This window comes from Mesorhizobium sp. BE184, assembly GCF_031457045.1.
Taxonomy (GTDB): Bacteria; Pseudomonadota; Alphaproteobacteria; order Rhizobiales; family Rhizobiaceae; genus Mesorhizobium.
The window spans coordinates 806,560-832,202 of record NZ_JAVDVU010000002.1; the positions used below are offsets into that span (position 1 = coordinate 806,560).

A 25,643-nucleotide genomic window follows, 5' to 3' on the forward strand; every position below is an offset into this window, starting at 1 on the left:
ATGGATCAGCATAACGACCCGTCTCTTCAGGACGCCGGCCGCATTGCAGTCGCCCAGCTGGAACCGGAGACATGGTCGCAGGTGAACCGGCTTCTCGTGCGCAAGGCGATCGCGGAATTCGCGCACGAACTTCTGCTCGAGCCGATTGCTACGGGTGCCGATGGCATCTGGCAGACCTATGTGCTGGCAGACGAGGCGCAACGGCTGCAATACCGTTTCCGCGCCCGAAAGATGAGCCTCGACCACTGGCATATCGACCCGGACTCGATCGTAAAATCGATCGATGGCAAAGCCGTGCCGCTCGATGCGTTGAAGTTCGTCATCGAATTCCAGAAGCCTCTCGGCATCCGTGAAGCGATGATGGCTGTCTATCTCGACGAGATCAGCAGCATTCTCTACGGCGCCGCCTACAAGCGCGCCTTCAAGCCGCATCATGCCGCGCGGCTGGCGCTCGGCGAATACCAGCAGATCGAAACCGGGATGACCGAGGGCCATCCGACCTTCGTCGCCAACAATGGCCGCATCGGCTTCGACACGCTGGACTATCCGATCTATGCGCCGGAAGCAGCCCATGCCCAAAGCATTATCTGGGTGGCTGTGGTGCGCCGCAACGCCACTTTCACCGCCATGCAGGGGTTGGATTATCAGCGGCTGATGGACGAGGAACTCGGCGCCGAAACGATCGCCGGCTTCAAGTCCATCCTCGAAGCCAAGGGGCTCGACGCGGACGCCTATTATTTCATGCCGGTTCATCCCTGGCAGTGGTTCAACCGCATCTCGATGAGTTTCGCCGCGGAAATCGCCCTGAATAATGTGGTCTATCTCGGCCCGTCGCCGGATCTCTATCTTCCGCAGCAGTCGATCCGGACTTTCTTCAACATCAGCCATCCGACCAGGCGCTATGTGAAGATGGCGCTGTCCATTCTCAACATGGGCTTCATGCTGATGCGCGGGTTGTCGCCGGAGGACATGGCGGCCACGCCACCAGTCAACGACTGGGTGCGCGGGCTGGTAAATGCCGATCCATACCTCCAGGATAACGGGTTCCAGATCATTTGCGAAGCAGCCACACTCGGTTATCGCAACAGCTATTACGAACAGGGCCTGAAATCGGACTCGGGCTACAAGCACATGCTTTCAGCGCTGTGGCGCGAGAGCCCGGTGGCGCTGCTCGGCAAGAACGAGCGGCTGATGACCATGGCGGCGCTGCTGCATCTCGATCCGCAGGGCGAGTCGCTGACGGCCGCGCTGATCGAAGCTTCCGGCCTGGATGCCGATACCTGGATAGAGCGGTACCTGAAGGCTTATCTGTCGCCCATCCTGCACTGCCTCTACGCCTACGACATCATCTACATGCCGCATGGCGAAAACGTCATTCTCATGCTGGAGGACAATGCTCCCGCCCGCATCGTCATGAAGGACATCGCCGAGGAGATGCGTATCCTCAACGACGGCGCCGGCCTGCCGGAGACGGTGCAACGAAATTGCATCACCGTGCGCGACGAGGTCTGGCTGGACGGCATCTTCACCGACGTCTTCGACTGCTATTTCCGCCATCTGGCGGCGATCCTCGACGACAAGGGCGTCCTGCCGGAACAGCGCTTCTGGACACTGGTGGCAAAATGCGTCGAAGACTACCAGGCCAGCCAGCCGCAGCTGGCCGAGAAGTTTTCCCGCCACGATCTCTTCATCGCCGAATTTCCCCGCAACTGCATCAACCGCCTGCAGCTTCGCGACAACCAGCAGCTTCTTGACCCCAACGATCCGGCGAAAGGCTTTCAGTATGCCGGAACGCTGAGAAACCCGCTGGCCGCGGCGAAAGTCAGGGCCATGGCGGCTGGCCAGGCGAAGCCGAACCAGACCAAGCCAGGGGTTGCCACTGTTGAAGCCGGGCAAGAGTGAGGAGCGACATAAAGCGTTCCGTTCAGCATCAATCGAATCAGCATGTTGGCCAGGAGGAGCCCGAGACGATGACCAGCGCAAAGATCGCGAAAGAATTGACCCCGGACAGCATCCGGAAACTTGTCGCCAAGGAGATAGACGTCATCCATGTTCCTGGATTCTATCCGCGCGACATCTCGTTGAAATTTGCCGAGAAGATCGCGGCGAACTCCAAGCTCGAAGCCTACAAGACGCAGACTGCGCTCAAGCGCCTGGGCATGGGGTATGTTGACGTCGGCCAGGATGCCGGCAACGCCATCCGGTACCACGACGAAGCCATCCAGGCGGTCTGGGATATCCGCAATCTGATGTATCCCTACATCACGCCGCTCGACCATCTGCGGCTGATGCTCGAGGAAATCTGGCCGGCGGGATCGAACATCGAATCGATCGACGAGCACAAGTGCTTCGTCGGGACTTGCCGCGTCATCGATCCCGGCGCCAAGATGCTGCCGCACAGCGACCGGCTGGGACGCATGCTCATCAACGGCGAATCCGACCTGACTGGCCAGCTTGCCGTCAACATCTATCTCAAGATGCCGCAGGAGGGCGGCGAGATAGAACTGTGGCTGCGCGAACCGACCCCCGATCAGGACAAGGAAATGGTGATCAGCGACGGGCTGGACCGAACGGTGCTCGGCGAACCGCCTTTGCTGATCCGGCCGGAACAGGGCGACCTGGTGATTTTCAACTCGCAGCTCATACACGGCGTGACGCCCGGCAAGGGATCGGACCGCGTCACCATGTCCTCGTTCATCGGCTATCGCGGCGACGAGGCGCCGCTGACCTACTGGAGTTGAGCTGTTGCGCCGTTCTGTGCACTGCTCGACGAAATGGCCCTTCGGGGCCATTTTTTTGATGTCTGCGCTGATAAGCGGACGCCAAATCCCATCACTTCCGTGAACCGAGTCACACAGACGCTGGTCGGAAGGAAAAGGCCGCGCGAAAATCGCGCGGCCTCGAAATCCCGCCCGCAAGCTGCAGGCTTCAATCCGCAGCGATCAGCTGCTGGACGTTACCGGCTCGGCTGCCGGCAGATCGCTGCGCCGGATCATGAACACCGCGCAGATCACCGCCAGCACCGCCAGGAGAGCAACGATCCCCATGATGAGTGAGAAGGCGTTTTCGAAGCTGGCCCTGCCGAATTGGGTCAATGCTTCCTGGGCGCCCGCCGGCGCTCCGCTGACGGCTGAGCTGAAATCGCCAAGCGCGATCAAATTGGCCGTCCGCGGCAGGTCGCTGAGAGCGGCGGCCACCGGCGCGGCGGCCAGTTGCGCGGTGACGCTTGCAAGCAGAATGGCGCCGACGAGTGAAATGGCCAGCGTGAACGAGCCATGGCGGAAGGTAATGTTGATGCCCGAGGCAAGACCGGCACGCTCGGGCGGGACAACGGCGGTCGCCACATTGGCGAGTTCACCGTTGATCAGGCCGGTGCCGATGCCGATGATGAGGAACGCGACGACCCAAAGGGCGATCGACTCCGGCGGCGCGACGGCCAGCCAGACAAAGCCGATGGCCGGCAGCAGGCAGCCCAGGATCATCAGGCCACGCACGCCGAGACTGGATGGTGCGGCCAGCTTGGCGCCAAGGGGAGCCAAGAGGAGCAGAGGCACCGTCAGCGGCAGTAGCATAAGGCCGGCCGCCCAGGGCGACATGCCGCGCATCACCTGGAAGTAGAGCGGCAGGTAGACCAGCATGACCCAGAAGGTGACGCTGCTCAGCATGCAAAGGAGCTGCGCGCCGGTGAAAGTCGGGATGCGGAAAAGGCCGAGATCGAAGGCCGGGTTTTTCGAACTCAAGCCAATCCACACGAACAAAAGGAAGAGCGCCGCCGATGCGATAAAGGAACTGACGATCGGTGTGCTGTTCCAGCCGAGTTCGCCGCCTTCGATGACGGCGAAGGACAGGAGCGCAAATGCCACGGTGAAGCTTGCTATGCCCGGCCAATCGAACTTGCCTGGATTCGGATCGAGGGATTCCTCGACGCGCCAGTAGCAGAGCGCGATCAGTATCGCCACGAGCGGAATGTTAATCAGGAAGATCCAGCGCCAGCTCAGGAAATCGACGAGCACGCCGCCGATCATCGGTCCGAAGGCGGCTGCCACGCCGATGGAGACGCCCCAGAACGCGAACGCCTTGGCGCGGTCGGCGCCCTGGAAAGCATGAGAGATCAACGCCACGCCAAGGATCAGCATCGCGCTGGCGCTGAGGCCTTGCGCCAGACGGCCCCAGATGAGCGCGGTGGGCGAATTCGCCAAACCGACGACGAGCGACATCACGCCGAACAGGGCGAGGCCGGTCACCATCGTTCGCCTGCGGCCGATCCGGTCGGCGAGCGCGCCGACGGCGACCAGCACCGATGTATAAGCGATGTTATAGGCATTGATGATCCACTGCAGCTCGGCGAAACTTGAGTTGAGGTCGCGCTCGATGGACGGCAGGGCGACCGCCACAACCGTAACATCCATGATCACGAGGAAGGCGCCAAGCGCGGCCACAGCCAGGGTCGGCCAGTTTTCCATGAGCCCTGAGCGTTTTACGTCGGTGTTGGACATAGGGACGTTTCCTGGTTTGTAATCTGCGCGCTGGGTGAACCGATCGGTTGCACAGCCGCATTCGTTGCAGACCAACCGTGAATCCGGACGGATCCAGGCGCGGCGACTATTTCTTCACAGTGGATGAAGGATGAAATGAAAACGCCTCTGGCTCATGTCTTCCGACGGCAATCGGAACGACAGACAGAAACGCTCTCAATGCTCGCACGTCGTTCTCCTCCGGAATTGTTCGAGCGCGCATGCGGGACGCTCAGGAGGAGATTAGAACGTAGTGCTTTTTGTTAGAAATATATATTTCCCGGTGTGGATAGTCATGGAATCTATTACTGGGTTCATTGCCGCTTCACGGCACGGTTTTTCGCCACGCGACAGCCGCTTCAAATATGCAGCGCGTGGCCGAGCGCCTTCAGCGCGGCTTCCTGGAACCCTTCACCCTGGGTGGGGTGAGCATGGATCGTGCCGGCGACATCTTCCAGCCGGGCGCCCATTTCTATTGCCAACCCGAACGCCGTTGACAATTCCGACACGCCCTGGCCGACGGCCTGAATGCCCAGCACGACGTGGTTGTCGGCGCGCGCGACGATACGGATGAACCCGTCTTCCGCGACCTTCGTCATGGCGCGGGCATTGGCCTGGAAGGGGAATTGCCCGACCTTGATTTCGGGCGCAGCCGCCTTGGCCTCCTCCGGCGAGAGACCGGCAGAGACTACCTCCGGATCGGTAAAGCAGATCGCCGGAATGCAGCGCTTGTCCCAAGAACGCTTGTGACCGGCGACGATCTCAGCCACCATCTCGCCCTGCGCCATGGCGCGATGGGCCAGCATCGGCTCGCCGGTGACGTCGCCGATGGCATAGACGCCGCGCATCGATGTGCGGCATTGGTCATCGATACGGATGAACCGGCCGTTCATCGCCAGATCGATCTCCTCCAGCCCCCAGCCTTCCGTGAGCGGCTTGCGGCCGACGGTGACGAGCACCTTGTCGGCTGCGATTTTCTGGTCACCGCCCCCGGCATCCTCGACGAGCAGCGCATCGCCCTTGGCCGAAAGCCCCTTCGCCTTGGCTCCGGTCAAAACGATAACGCCGAGTTCGCCCAGCCGCTTGGCAACCGGGCGCGTCAGTTCGGCATCGTAAGTGGCAAGGATGCGCGGCAGCGCCTCCACCACGGTCACTTTCGAACCGAGCTTGGCGAAGGCGATGCCGAGTTCGAGACCGATATAGCCACCGCCGACAACGGCGAGACGTCTTGGGACATCGGCCAGCGCCAGCGCGCCGGTCGATGAAATGACGTCACCTTCGAATTTGAGGAAGGGCAGCTCGACGGGCGCCGACCCCGTGGCGATGACGATCGTTTCGGCCCTGATGACTTGAACGCCGGTTTCGGTGTCCACCGCAACGGTCTTGCCGTCGCGGAAGACGGCCCAGCCCTGCACCACCTTGACCCTGGCTTTTTTCAGAAGGCCGGCGACACCGCCATTGAGGCGGCTGACCACGCCATCCTTCCAGGCGATGGTCTTGCGGAAATCCAGTTTCGGCGCGCCGGCGGAAATGCCGAGCGGGCTTGTCCCGGCGGCATGATGCAGCGCGATCTCATATTCTTCTGCGGCATGAATGATCGCCTTGGAAGGAATGCAGCCGACATTGAGGCAGGTGCCGCCGGGCTTCTGCGCTTCGACGATGACAGTGTCGATGCCAAGCTGGCCGGCGCGAATGGCGCAGACATAGCCGCCCGGACCAGAGCCGATGACCAGAAGCTTGCAGGTGATGTCTTTCACGAGCGTTCTCTCAATCCATGAAAATCAGCGCCGGCGTTTCCAGCAGCGCCTTGATACGCTGGACGAACACCGCCGCGTCCCAACCGTCGATGACGCGATGGTCGAACGACGAGGACAGGTTCATCATCTTGCGCGGGATGAACTGGGCGCCGTCCCAGACTGGCCTGACCATCATCTTGTTGACGCCGACGATGGCGACTTCTGGATGATTGATCACCGGCGTCGTCGCCACGCCACCCATCGCGCCCAGCGAGGTAATGGTGATCGTCGAGCCGGAAAGTTCCTCCCGCGTCGCCGCGCCCGAGCGCCCGGCTTCGGCCAGGCGGATCACTTCGGCGGCGCAGTCCCACAGGTCCCGCGCCTCGGCATGTTTGACGACTGGGACGACGAGACCGTTCGGCGTCTGCGCCGCCATGCCGATATGGACACCGCCATGCTGGTGGACGATGCCAGCCTCATCATCGAAGACGGCATTGAGCTGCGGCTGCTCGGCAATCGCCTTGACCATGGCGCGCATGAGGAACGGCAGGATGGTCAGCTTGGGCCTTTCCAATCCATTGGCAGCACGCTTGTCCTTGTTGAGGGAAGCACGCAGTTCCTCGAGGGCAGAGACGTCGATCTCCTCGACATAGGTGATGTGCGGGATGCGCGACTTGGAAAGGCTCATCTTTTCCGCGATCTTGCGGCGCAGACCCACTACCTTGATGTCCTCGACAGTGTTGTTCCGGATGAGGCCGCCGGCCGTACCGGCGGTTTGCGGCCCGCGAACAAGAAAGGCTTCGACGTCTTCATGCGTGATACGGCCGGCGGGTCCGCTGCCAGCTATCTGGCGCAGGTCGATCCCCGCCTCTTTCGCCCTTTGGCGCACGGCCGGCGAAGCAATCGGCCTTTCCCCTTCGGGACGCGGCGCGCCGGACGATGCCGGTTTTGCAAGAACCTTGGCGGAAGCGGGTTTCGATACCGGCTTTGGTTCTGGCGACTTTGCCACGACAGCAGGTTCCGACCTGGCCGGCTCTTCAACTGCGGCAAGGTCGGCCTTCGGAGAGTTTTCCGGCTTTGCCGTGGCCGTGTCGCTTTCAACACCATTGCCGTCGCCGGCTACCTTCAGCCTGACGATCGGCGAGCCGATGGCCACCGTATCGCCGACCTCGGCGCCTAGCCACAACACCTCGCCATCGGTCGGCGAGGGAATTTCCACCGTCGCCTTGTCGGTCATGACCGCGCCGAGCACGCTGTCCTCGCGCACGAGATCGCCGACCTTCACATTCCATTCGACCAGCTCGGCTTCGGCAACACCCTCACCGACATCGGGAAGCTTGATGACATGTTCACCCATCTCAGGCCTCCATGGTTTCGATCAGCGCCCGGCCGACGCGGGCCGGGCCGGGAAAATAGTCCCACTCCTGCGCATGCGGGTAGGGCGTGTCCCAGCCGGCAACGCGCGCGACCGGCGCTTCGAGATGGTAGAAGCAGTGCTCCTGGACCAGCGTCACCAGCTCCGCTCCGAAGCCGGAGGTCGTCGTCGCTTCATGAATGACGACGCAGCGACCCGTCCTGTTCACCGACTCGACGATCGTATCGAGATCAAGCGGCAGCAAGGTGCGCAGATCGATGATCTCGGCGTCGATGCCGGTTTCCTCGGCGGCGGCCAAGGCCACATAGACCATGGTGCCGTAGGCAAGCACGGTCACCGCCGACCCCTTGCGTCGGATGGCCGCCTTGCCGAGCGGCACCTTGTAGTGACCGTCGGCGACTTCCCCCAGTTCATGCTTCGACCATGGAGTCACCGGCCGCTCGTGATGGCCGTCGAATGGCCCATTGTAGAGACGCTTCGGTTCCAGGAAGATGACCGGATCAGGATCCTCGATGGCGGCAATCAGCAATCCCTTGGCGTCGGCGGGATTGGAAGGCACGACCGTCTTCAGGCCGGCGACGTGAGTGAACAGCGCTTCAGGCGACTGGCTGTGCGTCTGGCCGCCGAAGATGCCGCCACCTGTCGGCATGCGCACGACGATTGGGCAGGTGAATTCGCCATTGGAGCGGTAGCGCAGACGCGCCGCTTCCTGCGTCAGCTGGTCGTAGGCCGGATACATGTAGTCGGCAAACTGGATTTCGACACAGGGCTTCATCCCATAGGCCGCCATGCCGATGGCGGTACCGACGATGCCCGATTCATTGATCGGCGCGTCAAAGCAGCGCGATTTCCCGTATTTGGCCTGCAGGCCGGCCGTGCAGCGGAAGACGCCGCCGAAATAGCCGACATCCTCGCCATAGACGACGACGCGCTCGTCGCGTCCCATCGATACGTCGATGGCGTCACGGATGGCTTCGATCATTGTCTTGCGCGGCATGGGTCAGGCTCCGATAGCAAGGAAGCGGCGAACGGCGTGGACCATCGGCATCAGACTCCCGCCTGCTGGCGCTGGCGTTTCAGATGCGGCGGCATGTCTTCGTAGACCCCTTCGAACATGTCGCGGGCGGACGGCTTGCCGCCAGCGTGCAGCGTGCCGTGCTTTTCGGCCTCCTTCTGGGCGGTGATGACCTCGTCCAGCACCTCTGCCTCCGCCTGGGTATGGCGCTCGTCGGACCAGATGCCCCTGACGATGAGGTGGTTCTTCAACCGGATGACGGGATCGCCAAGCGGCCAGGCGTCCGACTCGGCTTTCGGTCTGTAGGCCGAGGGATCGTCGGAGGTGGAATGCGCGCCGGCGCGGTAGGTGACATATTCGACCAGCGTTGGGCCGAGATTGCTGCGTGCCCGCTCGGTCGCCCATTTGGCCACGGCGTTGACGGCCAGATAATCGTTGCCATCAACCCGCAGCGCCGGGATGCCGAAGCCGAGCCCGCGGGCGGCAAAGGTTCCGGAACCGCCGCGCGCAATGCCCTGGAACGTCGAGATCGCCCACTGGTTGTTGACGACATTGAGCACCACAGGCGCCTTATAGGTGGAGGCGAAAACAAGCGCGGAATGGAAGTCCGATTCGGCGGTCGAGCCATCGCCAATCCAGGCGGCGGAGATGCGGGTGTCGCCGCTGATCGCCGAGGCCATGGCCCAGCCGACCGCCTGGACGAACTGGGTGGCGAGATTACCGGATACGGTGAAGAAGCCGTGCTCCTTGGCCGAATACATCACCGGCAGCTGCCGGCCTTTGAGCGGATCGGCCTCATTGGAATAGATCTGGTTCATCATCGTGACCATCGGATAGCCGCCGGCAATGAGCAGGCCGGCCTGTCGGTAGGTCGGGAAATTCATGTCGCCCGGCGCAAGCGCCTTGCGGAAAGCGCAGGAGACCGCCTCCTCGCCCAGATGCTGCATGTAGAAGGACGTCTTGCCCTGCCGCTGCGCCATCTGCATGCGGGCGTCGAAGGTTCGCAGCAACATCATGTGCCGCAGGCCTTCAACCAGTTCCTCGTCGGTCAGCGAGCCGGCCCATGGGCCAACGGCCTCGCCTTTGCGATCGAGGACGCGGATGATGGAGAAGGCCAGTTTGCGGATCGATTCCGGATCGGCATCGACCGGCGGGCGTTCGACCGATCCGGCCTCCGGAATCTTGACCCTGGAGAAATCCGGCGCGCCGCCGGGCCGGACTTCTGGTTCCGGGACGTGAAAACGCAGCGGCGCTGATGTTGCGCCGGCTTCAGGCCCGACAGATGTTGATTTTGAAGCAGGTGCCATGAAACGTCTCCCGGCCGTCTCCCGCCGCGCATTTGACCAAGCAACCGCGACACAGTTTATTTTACCGGACTATGAGATAAAAGCTTTCGAAAAAGTCTGCATAAGTCTTAGTCAGCTGAAAGAAAATCCGCTATTCGTTCAAAAACTCAATAGTTTCTTTTGACGGTGGAGGACTTCAAATGAGCAAGCCGATCGACGCGACCGACCGGAAAATCCTGAACGCGCTTATAGCCGACGGCAGGCAAACCACGAACGACCTGTCGCAGCGCGTAGGCCTTACGCCGAGCCCCTGCTGGCAGCGCGTCCGCCGGCTCGAACGGGAAGGCTACATCAAGGGCTACACCACCCTGGTCGATTTCCAGCAGCTCGGCTACACCGACACCGTGCTCATCGATGTCACGCTCAACAGGCACGACGAAGACGTCCTTCGAAAGTTCGGAACGCTCGTCGCGGCGCTCCCCGAGGTCATGGATGTTTCCCTGACCACTGGCGAATTCGACTATTTCATCAAAGTTGCGGTCAAGGGGGCAGAAGGGCTGGAGGATTTTCTGTTCCGCAAACTCTACAAGATTGGCGGCATCCAGAACACGCGCACCAGTTTCGTCATTCGCAGCCTGAAGGATATGCATGCGCCTTCGCCGCTGTGAAGGGCCGGCGGATACACAGGAGGCCTCGCGGCCGATATATATCAAATAGTATATAAACCGATAGGAATTCATTTTATTTAGTCTAAGTGTTGACCATCCCATCACATTGACGTATCCAGTCTCTATCGGAAAGAAGTGATACGGCTTCGTGGCGGAGTGGCTACGCAGAGGACTGCAAATCCTCTTACCCCTGGTTCGAATCCGGGCGAAGCCTCCACTCTTCTTCTTTGATAGGCGCTGACTTCTCACATCTTTGTTCTTGTACGAGGAATCAGGCAACCCCTCGGGAAAAGCTTGATTTCCCGGTGCTTTACTTGGCGTGTTACTAAGATTCTGCACTGGTAGCCGCCTGACGCAACTGACGCCGGTCGATCTTGCCGGTGGAGGTTTTCGGAAGCGAGGCGCACAGCTCCAATTGCTCGGGCACCATGTATTTCGGCAGCTTGTCGAGGCAATGCCTCTTCAGGTCTCCATAGGCCAGCGCGGCGCCTGCGGCTGGAACGACGAAAGCCTTGAGAAAGCGTTGCCGGGACTCGTCCTCCAGATCGACGACGGCAATCTGTTCGACAGCGGGATGGCGCGAAAGCGCCTCCTCGACTTCGTTCAGATTGATGCGGAAGCCGCGGATTTTCACCTGCGCGTCGCGGCGACCGACATAGAGGTAGTTGCCGTCCGCATCCAGTTCGACCAGATCGCCGCTTCGATACACCAGATCAAGAAAGCGGTCGTGCAGCGGGTTCTGGATAAAGCGGGCAGCCGTCATCTCGGGGTCGCCCCAGTATCCGGCCGCCAAGGTGCCGCCGCGTGCATGGAGTTCTCCGACTGCACCCGGCTTCGTAACGGGCGCGCCGTCGTCATCGAGGGCAAAGACATTCATGTGGGAACAGGATTTGCCAATCGGCAATACCGGCCCCAACGGCGGCGTATCGACCGGGAAACAGGTGACGTCGTTCATCTCAGTCGAACCGTAGATGTTGACGTAGCGGGCGGACGGTATCTTCGCCATCAAGTCACGCAGTGCCTCGGGCAGAAAAACTTCCCCGGAAAAGAAAATGGTCCTCAAGCTGCCAAGGTCAATGCCGGGCCCGGTTATCTGCTTGGCGATGATCGTCAGCACGGACGGTACCGACTGCCAGACGGTAATCCGGTTGTCGACGATGAAGCGCAGAAGATCGACGCCGAGAAAACTGATCTCCTGCGGAACAAGGCAGACCGTGCCACCCCGCCGCATCGTGGCATAGAGGTCGAAAAGCGTGATGTCGAAATGGAACGGAGCATGACAGGAGACGCGATCGTCTTGCGTCAGACCAAAATACTCACTGGCCCAGTCGACGAAACAGAGCACGTTGCGATGAGTGATCATCACCCCCTTGGGCTTGCCGGTGGAGCCTGAGGTGTAAAGGATGTAGGCAAGATCGGTATCGATGGCCGTCTGCGGCAAAGCCGTTTCGCTCTGGGCGAGCACCGTGTCCCAGGGTACGACGGCAGCATCGCCCGCATCGATGTCAAGCGCACCGGAGCCCACCGTCACAATCGTGCCGAGCGGCGGCGAAAGAGCCAGAATCTCGGCGAGCTTGCGCTTTTTGCCGACACTGGTGACGAGCCGGCGGATGGCGCAGTCGGCGATGATATAGGCTATCCGCTCTGCCGGTCCGGTGGGGTCGAGAGGCACGCAGACGGCACCGCATTTCATAATGCCGAAGAGACAGGCGACGGATTCGATCGACTTGTCGAGAAAGACGCCGACCCTGTCGCCATGCCGGGTACCGGCCGCCAGCAGCGTGTGCGCGATCCGGTTCGCCAATCCGTCCAGTTCGCGGTAGGAGATCGCCCGGTCTTCGAATGTGACGGCAATCCTATCGCCCGCCCGGGCGGTTGCCGCCTCCAGTATCGAAGGTATGATGCCGCTCATCGCCGACCCGCTCCCCCAGGAGGTTTCCGGCCCCCGTCGCGGGAGGGCCGGCAATTAACTCAGCCGTGCCGGGATTCGCCCATCAGATAGGCGAAATATTCATAACGCCGGCCGAGGAAGCGTTCCGCCTTGCCCCACATGTCCTTTTGCGTGATCGGGCTCGGATATTTACGGCCGACCGCCGAGCGCTCGAACAGCGGCTGCAGCAGCGTCAGCGCCAGAATGTAGAACAGGTCATGGTCCATCTTGTAACTCTTGCGGACATCGCCGGACCATTCGTTCAGGATCGCGTTCTGGTGTTTCTTCAGCAAGAAGAGATGCGGGATGAAATAGCCCCACATCTTTTTGGAGATCGCCCGCAGCTCGGCTTCGGGAACTTCGACGAAATAGCCCTGCAGCAGCGCCGTGATCGGATCGAACTCGAGCAAATTGTTGAGCGTGTATTTATCCAGGGCCGTCGGGTAGCCGATCTTCGCCACCATCCGGTAGACGGAGCTGACGATGTCACGCCAAGCCTGCAGCGGTCGCACCGGTTCAGGCAGGACATTGATGTCCTGGACGGAATCGAGATCGATCAGGAACAGCCGCCTGCTTTCGGTCGAATAGACGAAATTGCCCCAGTCGCCGGAATAGCGGAACATCTCGGCCAGCGAGAAATCGTGCAGTAGTTTGCCGGCTTCGCGGGCGAGAGCGCAGATGACGGCGAGGCGCACCCGCTCGTCGTCGGGATCGCCTTCGATGCCGAGGCAGGCGCGCATCTCGTCGTAATGAACGTCGAATTTCGGGTCGGACCCGCGCGCCACGCCGGCGCCGAACAGCACTTCCGAAATGCGGTAGGGGGCAAGGCCGGGCGACAGGGTGATCACGGCCCCCATCGGCTCACCCTGGAATTCGAGCGACTTGTCGTACTGGATGACGGCAAGCGGCGCGATGGACGGCACGTTATGGGCGATCAGGCGTTCCGCCGCCCAGTATTCGCGATGGGCGCGGCTGTGCACGATGCCGCCGATCGGGCTCGGCGAACTGTAGGCATATTGATACTCGCCGGTGTTCGAGACGCCGAAATGCGGATAGGTAACCAGATATTCGAGAAGATCGGTCAATGGCGGCACCGGATCGTCGCCCGAGCCGTCGGCGAGCTTGTTGGAATAGGCGGCATCGCCGGGCAGGACAGGGTTCCAGAGGCCGACACCCTTGAGCTTCGCTGCATGGAATGTGACCGTCGGGTCTTCTTTCAGCGCAACGGTTTCGTGCAGCCCTTCCCAGGCGCCGCGGCCCCGGCGGGTGAAGGTCGGCACAGCGCCATTCCAACTGGCTATGTCGAGCAACCTCGTCCTCTCCTTCTCGGAAATGTCGAGACCGTCATAGCTATGCGTAACCGTGTAGTTCAGACGTTGGCGTATATTCATCCGTGTAATCCCATCAGATTTTTTCGGTTACGGGGTAGGTGCGGCTGCCGAAGATCGCCGACCCGACCCGGACGCTCGTCGATCCATGAGCGATTGCCGCCTGGTAGTCGCCGGACATGCCCATCGACAGTTTTTGCAGGCCGGCCTCGCGCGCCAGCCGCGCCAGCATGTCGAAATGCGGACCGGGGTCCTCGCCGGCAGGCGGGATGCACATCAGCCCCTCGATCTGCATGCCGTGAACATTCTTGCAGCGGTCGACAAAGGCGACAGCGTCTTCGGGTTCGATGCCTGCCTTCTGCGGTTCTGACCCGGTGTTGACCTGGACGTAGAAGCGCGGCGACTTGCCCTGACTTTTCATTTCCCGAGCCAGTTCCGCGGCGATCTTGTCGCGATCGACGGATTCGATGACGTCGAAGACGGCGACCGCATCCTTGGCTTTGTTGGACTGCAACGGACCGATCAGCCGCAATTCGATGCCCGGGAACTCGTTCTTCAGCGCCGGCCATTTTCCCGCGGCCTCCTGAACCTTGTTTTCCGCAAAGACCCGGCAGCCGGCTTCGATGACCGGACGGATGTCCTCAGCCTCGAACGTCTTGCTGACCGCGACCAGTGTGACGGCTGCCGCCTGCCCGCCGCGTGCGCGCTCAGCGGCGGCGACCTTGTCGCGTACGGCCTGAAGCCGTTGCAGCGTTTCTCCCATGATGCTTCCGTCCTGTGCCTGTTGTCGTTGTTGTGAAAGCGCCATGCCTATCCCGCGACACCGAGAAGGCTCGGAAGGAGCAGGCTGATGGCCGGATAAATCGAGGCGAGAAGGATGATGACGACGTGCGCCGCCATGAAAGGCAGCGCCTCGCGGATCGCGCTCTCATAGGGAACGTTGGCGATGCGCGCCGCCGTCATCAGCGTCAGCCCGACCGGCGGGGTGATATTGCCGAGGTTGAGCGCAAGCAGCATCACCATGCCGGCATGGAGCGGGTGAAAGCCCAGTTCCACCAATGCCGGCGCCAGAACGGGCACGGCAATGATGATCGCCGGTAGGACATCGATGAACATGCCGATGATGATGAGCAGAGCATCGACGGCAAGTATCTGGATGACCGGATTGTCGCTGACCGAGGCGATGGTCTCGGCGGAATACAGCGCTATTCCCGACCGGGTGATATACCAGCCAAGCACGTTCGATGCGCCGAGCAAGAAGAACACCACGCCGCTGAAACTGACCGTGGCGACGACCGATTCCCAAAGGTCCTGCCAGGTCAGCCTGCGATAGGCCAGCGTGCCAAGCACCAGCGCATAAACGGCTGCCAGAACGGCTGCCTCGGTCACCGTGGTGAGACCTGAAAGGATGCCACCGAGAATGACGACGGGAATGCCCATGGCGGCAATGGCGCTGGCCCCCGTCTGCAGGACCGTGGACAGCCTGACTTTCTGGTGGCTGGCATAGCCCCGGCGCCATGAGATAATGCCGCTGACGATCAGCATGCCGAAACCCATCATCAGGCCCGGTACGATGCCGGCTGCGAAGAGGCCAAGGATGGACACGTCACGCAGCGAGGCCGCATAGGCGACCATAATGATGCTGGGCGGGATGATCGGCCCGACGATGGATGCGCAGGCGGTAACGGCGGCGCAGTAGGCGGCGCTGTAGCCTTCGCGCCGCATTGACGGGATCAGGGTCTTGCCGATCGCGACCGTCTCGGTGACGGCGGCGCCGGTGAGACCGGAAAACAGCAGGCAGGTGGTGACGTTGACGTGGGACAGCGCGCCAGGGACACGGCCGAACAGACTGCCGGCGAAGGCGATCAGGCGATCGGTCAGGCCGGCGCGGTTCATGATCTCTGCGGTGATGATGAAATACGGCACGGCGATCAGCACATAGCCCGAGACACCGGCGTAGAACCGGTCGGCGATGATGCCGAGGAAGCCCGTGCCGCCGATCGTGTAGGCGCCGACGAGGCCGGCCGCGGTCATGACGAGCCCCAATGGCACGCCGATCAGCATGAGGAGAATGAAGGCTCCGGCGGCGGCGCTCACGACACGCCCTCCAGTATGTTGGCGGCGGGCGGATCATGCGCCGGCTCATCTTCGACAAAGGGCATTGGATTGCGCTCCTCGACGAGCGCCAGCCCATCCAGAAGATGTATGCAAATGATCAGACCGGTAATGGGAACCGATGCCGCCATCCATTGATTGGAAATCTGCAGCGTGTCGGAAACGACGAAGATGTGCGTGGCGTGCAGGAAGAAGGTGTAACCGTACCAGAGCAGCGCCAGCCCGAAGAGGCCGACGGAAATGTAGTTGATCCAGCGCGTGGTCGTCAAAGCCCAGCGCGGCATGCTGTTGGCCAACACGGAGATGGCTATGTGTTCGCCGAACTTGAAAGCGACGGTGATGCTGAGCATGCCGAACCAGGGCAGGAACAGCCTGACGAAGGAAGGCCGGGTGTTGGAGTAGAGCCAGTCGAAAGCGCCCGACTGGAGTGCGGCTTCCATGCCGACATACCGCAGTGTCATGCGCAGCAGGTCGAGCAGGATGCCGAGGGTCGAAACCAGCATCATGGCAACAAGCAGCAACGCACAGATGGCGATACATATCTGGTTCGCCACGTCGCTTATTCTACTTAGTCGCAGGGTAGCGCTCATCGTGATCTTCCCAGCTTACGGTTGTTCGATTTGGCTGTGCGGGATCGTCGCCGGCGGCACGCGGGCGGGCCCACCGCCGTGATCGCTGTTCAGTTCAGGTAGCGCTTGTCGGCCTCATCGAGGGAAGCCTTGATGCGATCGACTTCCGTGCGGATATCGTCGAACCGGGAAGCTTGCGGACCGAACTCCTCGACCAGCCAGTCGCGATAGTAGGACTGCGAGACTTCGCGCATCTTCTGCTTCTCGCTGTCGGGCAGGAGGTAGCATTCCTTGAACTTCTTGCAGGAATTGACCCAGCCGACGACGGAAATCTGAGCGGAGATGCCGTGCGCCATCTTCACCGACTCCCTGGCGGAGCGAATGACGATCTCCTTGTAGTTTTCAGGAAGCTTGGAGAACCAGGCTTCACTCACGCTCCAGGTGATCGTGTTGTAGATGTGGCCTGTCCACGTCGTGTAGTCGGTGACATCGTAAAGCCGGAAAATATCGTTGACGCCGGGTGCGTGGAAATGGCCGTCGATGAGGCCTGTCGCCAGCCCGGTCTGGACTTCGCCCCACGGCAGGGAAATCGGCGTTCCGCCGAGGGCCTTGACGATGGCCATATGCGCCTGGTTTTCCTCGACGCGGATCTTCAGGCCCTCAATGTCCTTGACCGTCTTTATCAGCCGCTTGTTGTTGGCGAAGGCTACGAATCCGCCGCCGTCATCGAGCGTGCCGAGGTAGCGAAGACCGCTTTCCTTGACCATCGGCTTCATGAAGTCCGCGAACCAGGGCGAGTCGAAAAACGCCCAAGCCGTCTGGTAGTCGGGGAACAGGAACGGCGCCGTGATCATCTCGTAATTTCTGAAGATCGAGGCCTGTGTTCCGGAGCCAAGCATGATCGACTGGACGGTGACGCCAGCCTGGGCCTGCTGCGCCACCTCGACCTCGCCGCCAAGGGCGCCGTTGCCGAAGATTTGCACGTCGATATCGCCATTGGTGGCGCTTTCGACCAGTTGTTCGAAATGTTTGAGCGAAGGCGCCGTCTCGTTGTTGGTGAGATCGTCCGGATAGAGATGGGCAATCGTCATCGTGAAGGTCGCCGCCTTGGCCGGCATACCGCCCAGGGCCATTCCCAGCGTGAGAACGCTCGCGCCCAGGAGACCTGGCCGATATGCGTGACGCCGGCAGATGCGGAAAACATTTGATAGAGTGGCAGATATTCCAGACTCGATATTGCGCATGACTCCTCCCAGCGCTGGCACCAATCGGTTACCGCGTTCTTCAAACCTGCGATGTCATCTGCCCTGGTAGCGCGAATACTTTTGCCCGCGCCTTGTTGTCTTTGGCTGTCTCGTCAGCCCGTCACCGCTCCCTCGTTCGCCGGGCGCGCAAGCTGGGCGAACTTCGAAAGCACGCCCGTTACATAGCGTGGTTTCGGCTGCCGCCAGTTCTTGCGCCGGCGCTCGATTTCCGCCTCGTCGACATCGAGTTGCAGCAGCGCCTTTTCCGCGCTGATCGTGATCTTGTCGCCTTCTTCAACCAGCGCGATAAGGCCGCCTTCGTAAGCTTCCGGGGTGACATGGCCGACCAGCATCCCCCAGGAGCCGCCGGAAAATCGTCCGTCGGTGATGAGGCCAACCTTGTCGCCCAGTCCCCGCCCGATGATCGCCGATGTCGGGGCAAGCATTTCGGGCATGCCTGGACCGCCTTTCGGCCCGAGATAACGAAGCACCAGGATGTCGCCCGGCTGAATCCTGTCGGACAGGATCGCATCCATCGCCGACTGCTCATCGTTGAAGACGCGGGCCGGGCCGGTTATGGACGTCGATTTCAGGCCGGTTATCTTGGCCACGGCGCCGTCGGTGGCCAGATTTCCGCGCAGGATGGCCAGATGGCCCTGGGGATAAAGCGCATCCTTGATCGACCGGATTACGTCCTGGCCAGCGGGCGGCTCGTCCGGCACATTCGCCAGTTCCTCGGCGATGGTCTTGCCGGTAACGGTCATGCAGTCGCCGTGCAGCAGGCCGGCGTTCAGCAGGATCTTCAGAACCTGCGGAATGCCGCCGGCGCGATGCAGGTCGACCGCCATATGCTTGCCCGAAGGCTTAAGGTCGCAAATAACCGGGACCCTGCGCCGGACGCGCTCGAAATCATCGAGCGTCCACTCCACCTGCGCGGCGTGGCAGATAGCCAGATAGTGAAGCACCGCGTTGGTCGAGCCACCCGTCGCCATGACCAGGGCGATGGCGTTTTCGACACTCTTGCGGGTGATGATATCGCGCGGGCGCAGGCCCTTTTTTACCGCCTCGACGAGGACACGACCTGATTCTGCTGCCGATTCACGCTTTTCCTCGTCGATATTGGCCATCGTCGAGGAATAAAACAGCGCCATGCCGAGCGCCTCGAAGGAGGAGCTCATCGTGTTGGCGGTGTACATGCCGCCGCAGGCGCCAGTGGTAGGACATGCGTTGCGCTCGATCCCGTCGAAATCCTCCTGGCTCATGCGGCCGGCCTTAATGGCGCCAACCGCCTCGAACGAGGAAATGACAGACAGATCCTGCCCCTTCCAATTGCCCGGCTTGATGGTTCCGCCATAGACGTAGACCGCCGGCACATTGGCCCTGGCAATGCCGATCATGCCGCCGGGCTTGTTCTTGTCGCAGCCGCCGATGACCAGAACGCCGTCCATCCATTGACCCTGGACGGTCATCTCGATGCAATCGGCAATGACCTCGCGGGAGACGAGGGAATACTTCATTCCCTCGGTGCCCATCGACATGCCATCAGAGATGGTCGGCACGCCGAAAACCTGCGGATTGGCGCCCGCTTCCTTGATCGAGGCACAGGCCGCGTCGGCCAGAACCTGAAGCCCGCCATTGCAGGGCGTAATCGTCGAATGGCCATTGGCCACGCCGATCATCGGTTTGTCGAAGTCTTCCTTGGTGTAGCCAAGCGCGTAAAACATCGCCCGGTTGGGCGAACGTTCCACTCCTTCAATAATATTCCTAGAACGCTTGTCGTACGCCACTCCGTCCCCTCCCTAGGGCTCAAGTCTCATGTGGGAGAACACTACATGCCGCTCGGTTATTTCTGAAATCTATTTGTCATATTATTTTGAGTTGATTTGCGTATTACGAATGCCGAAACAACGAAAGAATTTTCGTTTTCATCCATACATCTGAAAAGACGATCCTGCCCGCCTTCCAAAACCCGGCCAAGCCGTTCGCGTGGCAGACGGGCGAGCGTCAGGCAGCCCCAACCATCTTTTGCGGCTCGATCCCCTGCTGCCGGGCAATATTGACGAAACGCTTGACTGTGGGAGATGGGTCGTCGCTGCGCCAGACAAGACCGGTTTCGATCATCGGCGGGTTGCCTTCCAGAGGGATATAGCAGGTGCCGCTGCGCCCTAGCCGGCGCAGCGATTCCGGCACCAGCGCTATCCCCATGCTCCTCGATACCAGACTGACGATCGTCTGCATCTGGATGGCTTCCTGGCCGATATTGGGCCGAATGCCATTGGTGGCGAAATAGCTTGTGATGATGTCGTGGAACGCCGGCGCGCTGCGGCGCGGGAAGATGACCAGCGGCGTATCGACGAGTTCCGAAAGCCGCAATCTGCCATCGGCGCAATTGATGCGTCCTTCGTTCAGCCAGGCCTCCGGAATGGCTGCGACAAGCGGTTCGCGCAGGAGGGGCAGGTAGGCCAGGGATGAATGCAGGGTGGCGTGGACGGGTATGATCAGGCCGGCATCCATATCGCCCTGAAGAAGCGCCTCGATCTGGAGATCGCTGGTCATTTCCCGCAACGTGACCTTCACGTCCGGGTAGGCGGCGCCATAATTGCCGACCAGATCGGGAAGCACACTATAGTCCGCCGTGGATACGAACCCGAGCTTGAAGGTTCCTATCTCGCCGCGGGCCAGTTGCCGGGCAAGAACCGGCAGCGTCTCGGCATCGTCCAGTATCTTGCGCACATGAACGAGCCAGTGCTCCCCCACGGGGGTAAGCTCGACATGTCTTTTGGTGCGCTTGAAAAGCGTCACCCCCAGTTCCTGTTCGAGAGCCAGTATGGCCTGGCTCAGCGGTGGTTGGGTCATACTCAGCCGCTCAGCGGCCCGACCGAAATGCAATTCCTCTGCGACGGTAACGAAAAAACGAAGCTGCCTCAGGTTCATCGGTGGCCTCTAATTCAGCGCGCAACCTATTTGGGTCTAAAAGAGATATTTCCCAATACTGCGAAAAAAGTCTATGCAAGATTTCAAGTGAAACTCCTACTAAAGGATGCTTTCGCTTAAATGGGAGGAAATGCATAGATGTTTTTTCGTCGCTTGGGTGGCCATCCAGCCGCCGGGCTGTCCATTGTTGCAGCATTTTTCCGGGCTGCGGGAGGTAATGGTGCATGTGAGTTCTCACTGCACCACCGCGGCTACGGTTCTGATCTGCCGGATGGAGCGCAGGAATCGCCTCGCACGAAAAAAACAGCCGACGCGCAAAGGCCGTACTTGTGCGCGGTCGCGATCCGCCTGGATCAGCCGGAACGGCCGAAGCCGTCCGCGCCTGTCCTGCAGACGGCTGGGAGCATCTGGAAGGCTTCTTCCCAGAAATTGCCGGCAACATTCCAAAGGGGAGTATGATGAAAATTCTGAAAGTTCCATTCCTGGCGGCCGCGATCGTGGCCGGCGTCTGCGGCCTCGGTACGGTCGCCATGGCGCAGCAGACCGAAGTCAAGCTCGGCTATGCACTCGCCGAAAATTCCCACTACGGCGCAGGCGCCAAGGCGTGGGCCGATTATGTGGAAAAAGAGACCAACGGCAAATACAAGTTCCGCATGTTCCCGTCCTCCGGTCTGGGCGGCGAGCGCGAAGTGGTCGAAGGTCTGCCCCTCGGCACCGTCGAGGCGACCATTGTCTCTACCGGCACCCTCAGCAATTTCGTGCCGGAGGTCGGCGCGACGGATATTCCGTTCCTGTTCCGCGACCTGCAGCATGCCCGCAGCGTCCTCGACGGCAAGATCGGCCAGGACGTGCTCGGAAAGTTCGATGCGCGCGGCATGGTGGCGCTGGCCTGGGGTGAGCAGGGTTTCCGCCACATCACCAACAACAAGCACCCGATCACCAAGCCTGAAGATCTCGCCGGCCTGAAGCTGCGCACCATGGAAAATCCGGTCCACATCACGGCATTCAAGACGCTTGGTGCGGCTCCCACCCCGATGGCATGGCCGGAAGTGATCGGCGCGCTCCAGCAGGGCACGATCGATGGCCAGGAAAACCCGCTGTCGGTGATCGTTTCGGCCAAGCTGAACGAGGTGCAGAAATATCTGACGCTGACCGGCCACGTCTATTCGCCGGCCATGATCCTGATGTCCAAGAAGTTCTATGACGGCCTGAGCGACGACGAGAAGAAAATCTTCCGCGACGGCGCCGCGAAGGGCCGCGACGCCATGCGCGCCTATGTGGACAATGTCGAAAAGACCGGCGTCGAGACGCTCAAGACCGCCGGCATGCAGGTCAACGAACTGTCGGCGGAACAGAAGGAAGGCTTCCAGAAGGCCCTCAAATCCGCCTACGACCAGTACTATGAGAAGTACGGCAAGGATCTAATCGACAGCATCATCGCCGCGAAATAACGTGCCCCAACTGGCGGAAGCGTCTTAACCGGCGCTTCCGCATTTTTTTGGAGGGAAAAATGGCAAAAGCGGAAGAAATCTTCGTCGCCATCAACCGTTGGGCGCTTATCCTGATCCTCGCGGCGATGAGCGTGATCGTCTTCGCCAACGTAACTCTGCGTTACCTGACAAACGATTCCATCGTCTGGGCCGAGGAACTGGCCCGCTATCTGATGATCTGGATGACCTTTCTGGGAGCGGGGCTGGTGCTTCGCTTCGGTGGGCACGTGGCCATCGACAACATTCATTTCATGCTCAGCAAGCCGCTGGCGCGGCTTTTGCGCATCTTCCTCTGCCTGCTCCTGCTCGCTTTCTTCGTCGTCATGATCTGGCAGAGCTTAGTCTACATGGACATGATGAGTTACCAGACCATGCCCGCCATGGGCTTCTCGTTCGACTATGCCTATGCGGCATTCCCGATCGGGTTCGGGCTGCTTATCATCCATTTGCTGCTCATTATGCGCTCCTACGTGCTCGAATACCGGTTTGCCGAGAGCGACGAGATGGATGCGGAAGCCGCGGCATCGATCTAGATCCACGCTCCCGCCGGGTTCAAGACACGGCACCGGCCAAAGAGCCGGATTCCGGAATTCAAAAAAAAACAGGGGAAGTCCGGCGCGTCCGCCCGGCTACAGAGGGTCTACACAGTCGTGATCGCCACACTCGTCATATCAATTGTTCTGCTGCTGGCCCTGGGAATGCCGGTCGCATTCGCACTCGGAATCGCCGCTTGGCTCGCAGTAGCCGTGGGTGGCCAGTTTCCGCAGATCGTCGTGCTCAAAGAGATGTTCACCGGCATGGACTCGTTCCCGCTGCTGGCCGTGCCGTTCTTTATCCTTGCCGCCGAGCTGATGACCGGCGGCGCGCTGACGATCGTCCTGCTGCGCTTTGCAATGCAGTTCCTAGGTCATCTGCGCGGCGGCATGGGCTATGCGAATATTCTTTCGCTGACGCTATTCTCCGGCATTTCGGGTTCGGCGCTCGCCGATGCCGCCGGACCAGGCGCCATGATGATCCAGATGATGGACAAGGCCGGCTACAAACGCTCCTATGCCGCTGCGCTGACGGCATCGACCGCCATCATCGGTCCGATCATTCCGCCCTCGATCACCATGATCATCTATGCGCTGCAGTATGACGGCGTCTCGGTGATCGAGCTTTTTATCGCCGGCTTCATTCCCGGAATCATCATCGCCTTGGCGATGGCGGCCGCCAACTGGTACATCTGCCGCAAGCGTGGCTACCGTTCGACCGAACCGCGCCCCGACTGGCGGACGATGGTTCTCAATACATGGCGCGCCATTCCGGCGCTGATGCTGCTGGTCATCATCATCGTTGGCATACGCTCCGGCGTCTTCACGCCGACGGAAGCCTCCGTCATCGCCGTGTTCTATGCGCTCATTTGCGGCATGTTCTTCTACCGGACGCTCAAGATCGCGGATTTGCCCAGCATCCTCGCCCGCTCGGCGATGATGACGGCGTCGGTGCTGCTGGTGCTGGCAACGTCGCAAGCCTTCGCCTGGATCCTGACGATCGAAGGTCTTCCGCAGGACGTCGCACAGGCGATCGTCTCCTGGAACCTGGGCCCGATCGGCTTCCTGCTGGCAGTCAATGTGCTTTTGCTGCTGTTCGGAATCTTTCTCGAGCCGCTGCCCGGCGTGCTGATCCTGGTGCCGATCCTGGCACCGATCGCCACCGCGCTCGGCGTCGACCCGATCCAGTTCGCCATGATCGTCATCTACAATCTGACACTCGGCATGATTTCGCCGCCCGTCGGAAGCCTGCTCTTCGTGGTTTCCATGGCCACCAAGGTCAGCATGTCCGATCTCACCAAGGAACTGACGCCGTTCCTGATCGGGCATCTGATCGTGCTGATGCTGCTTACCTTCATTCCGGCCCTATCGACGGCTCTGCCGCAAGCGCTGGGATATTGACCGGCAGGAGGACAGGCCGGGGGACGAGAAAGTTGATCTGCGAATAGGAGTTGAAATGGACTTCGCATTCACCGAGGAGCAGGAGAACTTTAAACAGCAGGTGCGGGATTTCGCCCTTGCGGAACTGGCCGACAGCACGCTGAAGCAGCGTGACGCCGACAGTGAGCTGTCACGCGATCTGTGGAAGAAGTGCGCGCAGTTCGGCGTCCAGGGACTTCCCTTCGCCAAGGAATATGGCGGCTCTGAAAAGGACATCGTCACCACCGTTCTGGCCATGGAGGCCCTCGGCTACGGCTGCCGGGACAACGGCTTGCTGTTCAGCATCAATGGCCAGATGTGGACTGTGCAGATGCCGATATCCAAATTCGGTACAGACGAGCAGAAGGAAAAATATCTGCGCGGATTGATCGCCGGCGATCTGATCGGCGCCCATGGCATCACCGAACCGAACGCCGGCTCCGACGTCATGAGCCTTTCGACCTCGGCCGTCCGCCAGGGAGACAATTATGTCCTCAATGGCGCCAAGGTGTTCTGCACCAATGGGCCGGTGGCGGACGTGTTCGTTATCTTCGCGACAGTCGACGCCAGCGCCGGATCGCTCGGCATCACCGGTTTTCTGGTGGACCGCGATACGCCCGGCCTGATCGTCAGCCCCAACAAGAGAAAGATGGGCCTCAGGACATCGCCGATGGCGGAACTGACGCTTGAGGATTGCGTCGTCCCGGTGACTGCCCGGATCGGCAAAGAAGGCCAGGGCGGCAGGATTTTCAACTATTCCATGGAGTGGGAACGCAGCGCGATCCTGGCCAATCTGGTCGGCGCGATGGAGTACCAGATCGAAACCTGCATCGCTCACGCCAACAAGCGCGAGCAGTTCAGGAAGCCGATCGGCAAATTTCAGTCGGTTGCCAACCGGATTGTCGACATGAAGCTGCGGCTGGAGACGTCGAAGCTGCTGCTTTACAAGGTCGCCTACCTCAAAAAGGTGAAGGGCAGCTGCGCCATGGAAGCGGCGCTGGCAAAACTCTACCTGAGCGAATCCTGGGTGGCGTCCTGTCAGAACACGTTGATCATCCATGGCGGCTACGGCTTCATGTCGGATTATGAGATCGAACGGGACTATCGCGATTCCGCCGGCAGTCTGCTCTATTCCGGCACGTCCGATATCCAGCGTAGCATAGCGGCACGCTTTCTCGGCCTCTGATCCCGAGGCCTCTTTCCTTCTGGAAAACGAGATGCCGGCGAAGGTCTTGCCGGCGTCAGTAAGTATTGTTGCTTGATATAAAAATAGGCATAATATAGTTACTTGTATATTTTATGAATTTATCGGCGAATCTCAAAAATATAGCATTTTATTCTTGGTTCCCGCTTGACATGTAGTTTTTGTTTTTGCAATCTGGTGTCAAAGCAGACCTAAAAATCCACGGGCTCGACAAGTTTAATCTTCGTGCGCTTCAAGCCTGAAGCCTGCGGAAGGAGCGTGGATTTGCGTCGTTCGGAACTGT

General features: G+C 60.6%; 20 protein-coding genes and 1 tRNA gene. 8 read left to right on the forward strand and 13 right to left on the reverse strand.

From position 1 onward, the window contains the following. Together J2X35_RS11995 and J2X35_RS12000 are read left to right on the forward strand one after the other, a co-directional pair. Positions 1-1,902, forward strand: coding sequence for an IucA/IucC family siderophore biosynthesis protein (locus J2X35_RS11995; protein ID WP_310185626.1), 1,902 nt, complete (start codon positions 1-3; stop codon positions 1,900-1,902). Between the two features lie 68 nt (positions 1,903-1,970). After that, positions 1,971-2,741 (forward strand): 2OG-Fe(II) oxygenase, encoded by a 771-nt coding sequence (locus tag J2X35_RS12000; protein WP_056113421.1) that lies wholly within the window; start codon positions 1,971-1,973, stop codon positions 2,739-2,741. Between the two features lie 201 nt (positions 2,742-2,942). Here the strand turns inward: J2X35_RS12000 and J2X35_RS12005 are convergent, their stop codons facing one another. The 5 genes from J2X35_RS12005 to J2X35_RS12025 form a co-directional block, all read right to left on the reverse strand. After that, positions 2,943-4,496, reverse strand: coding sequence for an MFS transporter (locus J2X35_RS12005; protein ID WP_310185630.1), 1,554 nt, complete (start codon positions 4,494-4,496; stop codon positions 2,943-2,945). A gap of 377 nt (positions 4,497-4,873) precedes the next feature. Further along, complete coding sequence (gene lpdA / locus J2X35_RS12010; protein WP_310185632.1) at positions 4,874-6,271, reverse strand: dihydrolipoyl dehydrogenase; 1,398 nt, start codon at positions 6,269-6,271, stop codon at positions 4,874-4,876. A gap of 10 nt (positions 6,272-6,281) precedes the next feature. Then, entirely contained in the window at positions 6,282-7,607 is a 1,326-nt protein-coding gene (locus tag J2X35_RS12015; RefSeq protein ID WP_310185634.1) for a dihydrolipoamide acetyltransferase family protein, read from the reverse strand. A 1-nt stretch (position 7,608) separates the two neighbouring features. Continuing rightward, the gene (locus tag J2X35_RS12020) at positions 7,609-8,622 is read right to left on the reverse strand and encodes an alpha-ketoacid dehydrogenase subunit beta (RefSeq protein ID WP_310185637.1); all 1,014 of its coding nucleotides are present in this window, start codon (positions 8,620-8,622) and stop codon (positions 7,609-7,611) included. A 50-nt stretch (positions 8,623-8,672) separates the two neighbouring features. Beyond that, complete coding sequence (locus J2X35_RS12025; protein ID WP_056113406.1) at positions 8,673-9,947, reverse strand: 3-methyl-2-oxobutanoate dehydrogenase (2-methylpropanoyl-transferring) subunit alpha; 1,275 nt, start codon at positions 9,945-9,947, stop codon at positions 8,673-8,675. Positions 9,948-10,126: 179 nt separating this feature from the next. Here J2X35_RS12025 and J2X35_RS12030 point away from each other — a divergent pair, with 179 nt between their 5' ends. Then, positions 10,127-10,594: an Lrp/AsnC family transcriptional regulator gene (locus J2X35_RS12030; protein ID WP_056113402.1), complete on the forward strand. Its 468-nt coding sequence runs from the start codon at positions 10,127-10,129 to the stop codon at positions 10,592-10,594. A 142-nt stretch (positions 10,595-10,736) separates the two neighbouring features. Then, positions 10,737-10,811, forward strand: a tRNA-Cys gene (locus J2X35_RS12035). 108 nt (positions 10,812-10,919) lie between these two features. Here the strand turns inward: J2X35_RS12035 and J2X35_RS12040 are convergent. The 8 genes from J2X35_RS12040 to J2X35_RS12075 form a co-directional block, all read right to left on the reverse strand. Further along, positions 10,920-12,506, reverse strand: coding sequence for an amino acid adenylation domain-containing protein (locus J2X35_RS12040; RefSeq protein WP_310185639.1), 1,587 nt, complete (start codon positions 12,504-12,506; stop codon positions 10,920-10,922). Positions 12,507-12,565: 59 nt separating this feature from the next. Further along, on the reverse strand, positions 12,566-13,915 hold the full coding sequence (locus J2X35_RS12045) for a hypothetical protein (protein ID WP_310185642.1): 1,350 nt from the start codon (positions 13,913-13,915) through the stop codon (positions 12,566-12,568). Between the two features lie 13 nt (positions 13,916-13,928). After that, positions 13,929-14,615: a YggS family pyridoxal phosphate-dependent enzyme gene (locus J2X35_RS12050; RefSeq protein WP_056113396.1), complete on the reverse strand. Its 687-nt coding sequence runs from the start codon at positions 14,613-14,615 to the stop codon at positions 13,929-13,931. Positions 14,616-14,662: 47 nt separating this feature from the next. Beyond that, a complete protein-coding gene (locus J2X35_RS12055; protein WP_200946422.1) occupies positions 14,663-15,949 on the reverse strand; it encodes a TRAP transporter large permease in 1,287 nt (428 codons plus the stop codon). Further along, positions 15,946-16,557, reverse strand: coding sequence for a TRAP transporter small permease (locus tag J2X35_RS12060; RefSeq protein ID WP_082542485.1), 612 nt, complete (start codon positions 16,555-16,557; stop codon positions 15,946-15,948). The genes J2X35_RS12055 and J2X35_RS12060 overlap by 4 nt, the downstream gene beginning before the upstream one ends. 89 nt (positions 16,558-16,646) lie before the next feature. Beyond that, positions 16,647-17,669, reverse strand: coding sequence for a TRAP transporter substrate-binding protein DctP (gene dctP / locus J2X35_RS12065; RefSeq protein ID WP_056113389.1), 1,023 nt, complete (start codon positions 17,667-17,669; stop codon positions 16,647-16,649). 224 nt (positions 17,670-17,893) lie between these two features. Then, positions 17,894-19,567 carry a dihydroxy-acid dehydratase gene (ilvD, locus tag J2X35_RS12070; protein ID WP_310185648.1) on the reverse strand — a complete coding sequence of 558 codons (1,674 nt, stop codon included), beginning with the start codon at positions 19,565-19,567 and terminating at the stop codon, positions 17,894-17,896. Between the two features lie 217 nt (positions 19,568-19,784). Further along, complete coding sequence (locus J2X35_RS12075) at positions 19,785-20,714, reverse strand: LysR family transcriptional regulator (RefSeq protein ID WP_310185652.1); 930 nt, start codon at positions 20,712-20,714, stop codon at positions 19,785-19,787. 458 nt (positions 20,715-21,172) lie between these two features. Here J2X35_RS12075 and J2X35_RS12080 point away from each other — a divergent pair, with 458 nt between their 5' ends. The 4 genes from J2X35_RS12080 to J2X35_RS12095 all read left to right on the forward strand — a co-directional run bounded on the left by J2X35_RS12080 (position 21,173) and on the right by J2X35_RS12095 (position 25,342). Next, on the forward strand, positions 21,173-22,165 hold the full coding sequence (locus J2X35_RS12080) for a TRAP transporter substrate-binding protein (RefSeq protein WP_056116269.1): 993 nt from the start codon (positions 21,173-21,175) through the stop codon (positions 22,163-22,165). Between the two features lie 59 nt (positions 22,166-22,224). Further along, positions 22,225-22,737, forward strand: coding sequence for a TRAP transporter small permease (locus tag J2X35_RS12085; protein WP_056113379.1), 513 nt, complete (start codon positions 22,225-22,227; stop codon positions 22,735-22,737). A 117-nt stretch (positions 22,738-22,854) separates the two neighbouring features. Continuing rightward, positions 22,855-24,138 carry a TRAP transporter large permease gene (locus tag J2X35_RS12090; RefSeq protein WP_310185658.1) on the forward strand — a complete coding sequence of 428 codons (1,284 nt, stop codon included), beginning with the start codon at positions 22,855-22,857 and terminating at the stop codon, positions 24,136-24,138. A 55-nt stretch (positions 24,139-24,193) separates the two neighbouring features. Then, positions 24,194-25,342 carry an acyl-CoA dehydrogenase family protein gene (locus tag J2X35_RS12095; protein WP_056113372.1) on the forward strand — a complete coding sequence of 383 codons (1,149 nt, stop codon included), beginning with the start codon at positions 24,194-24,196 and terminating at the stop codon, positions 25,340-25,342. Positions 25,343-25,643 lie beyond the last annotated feature (301 nt).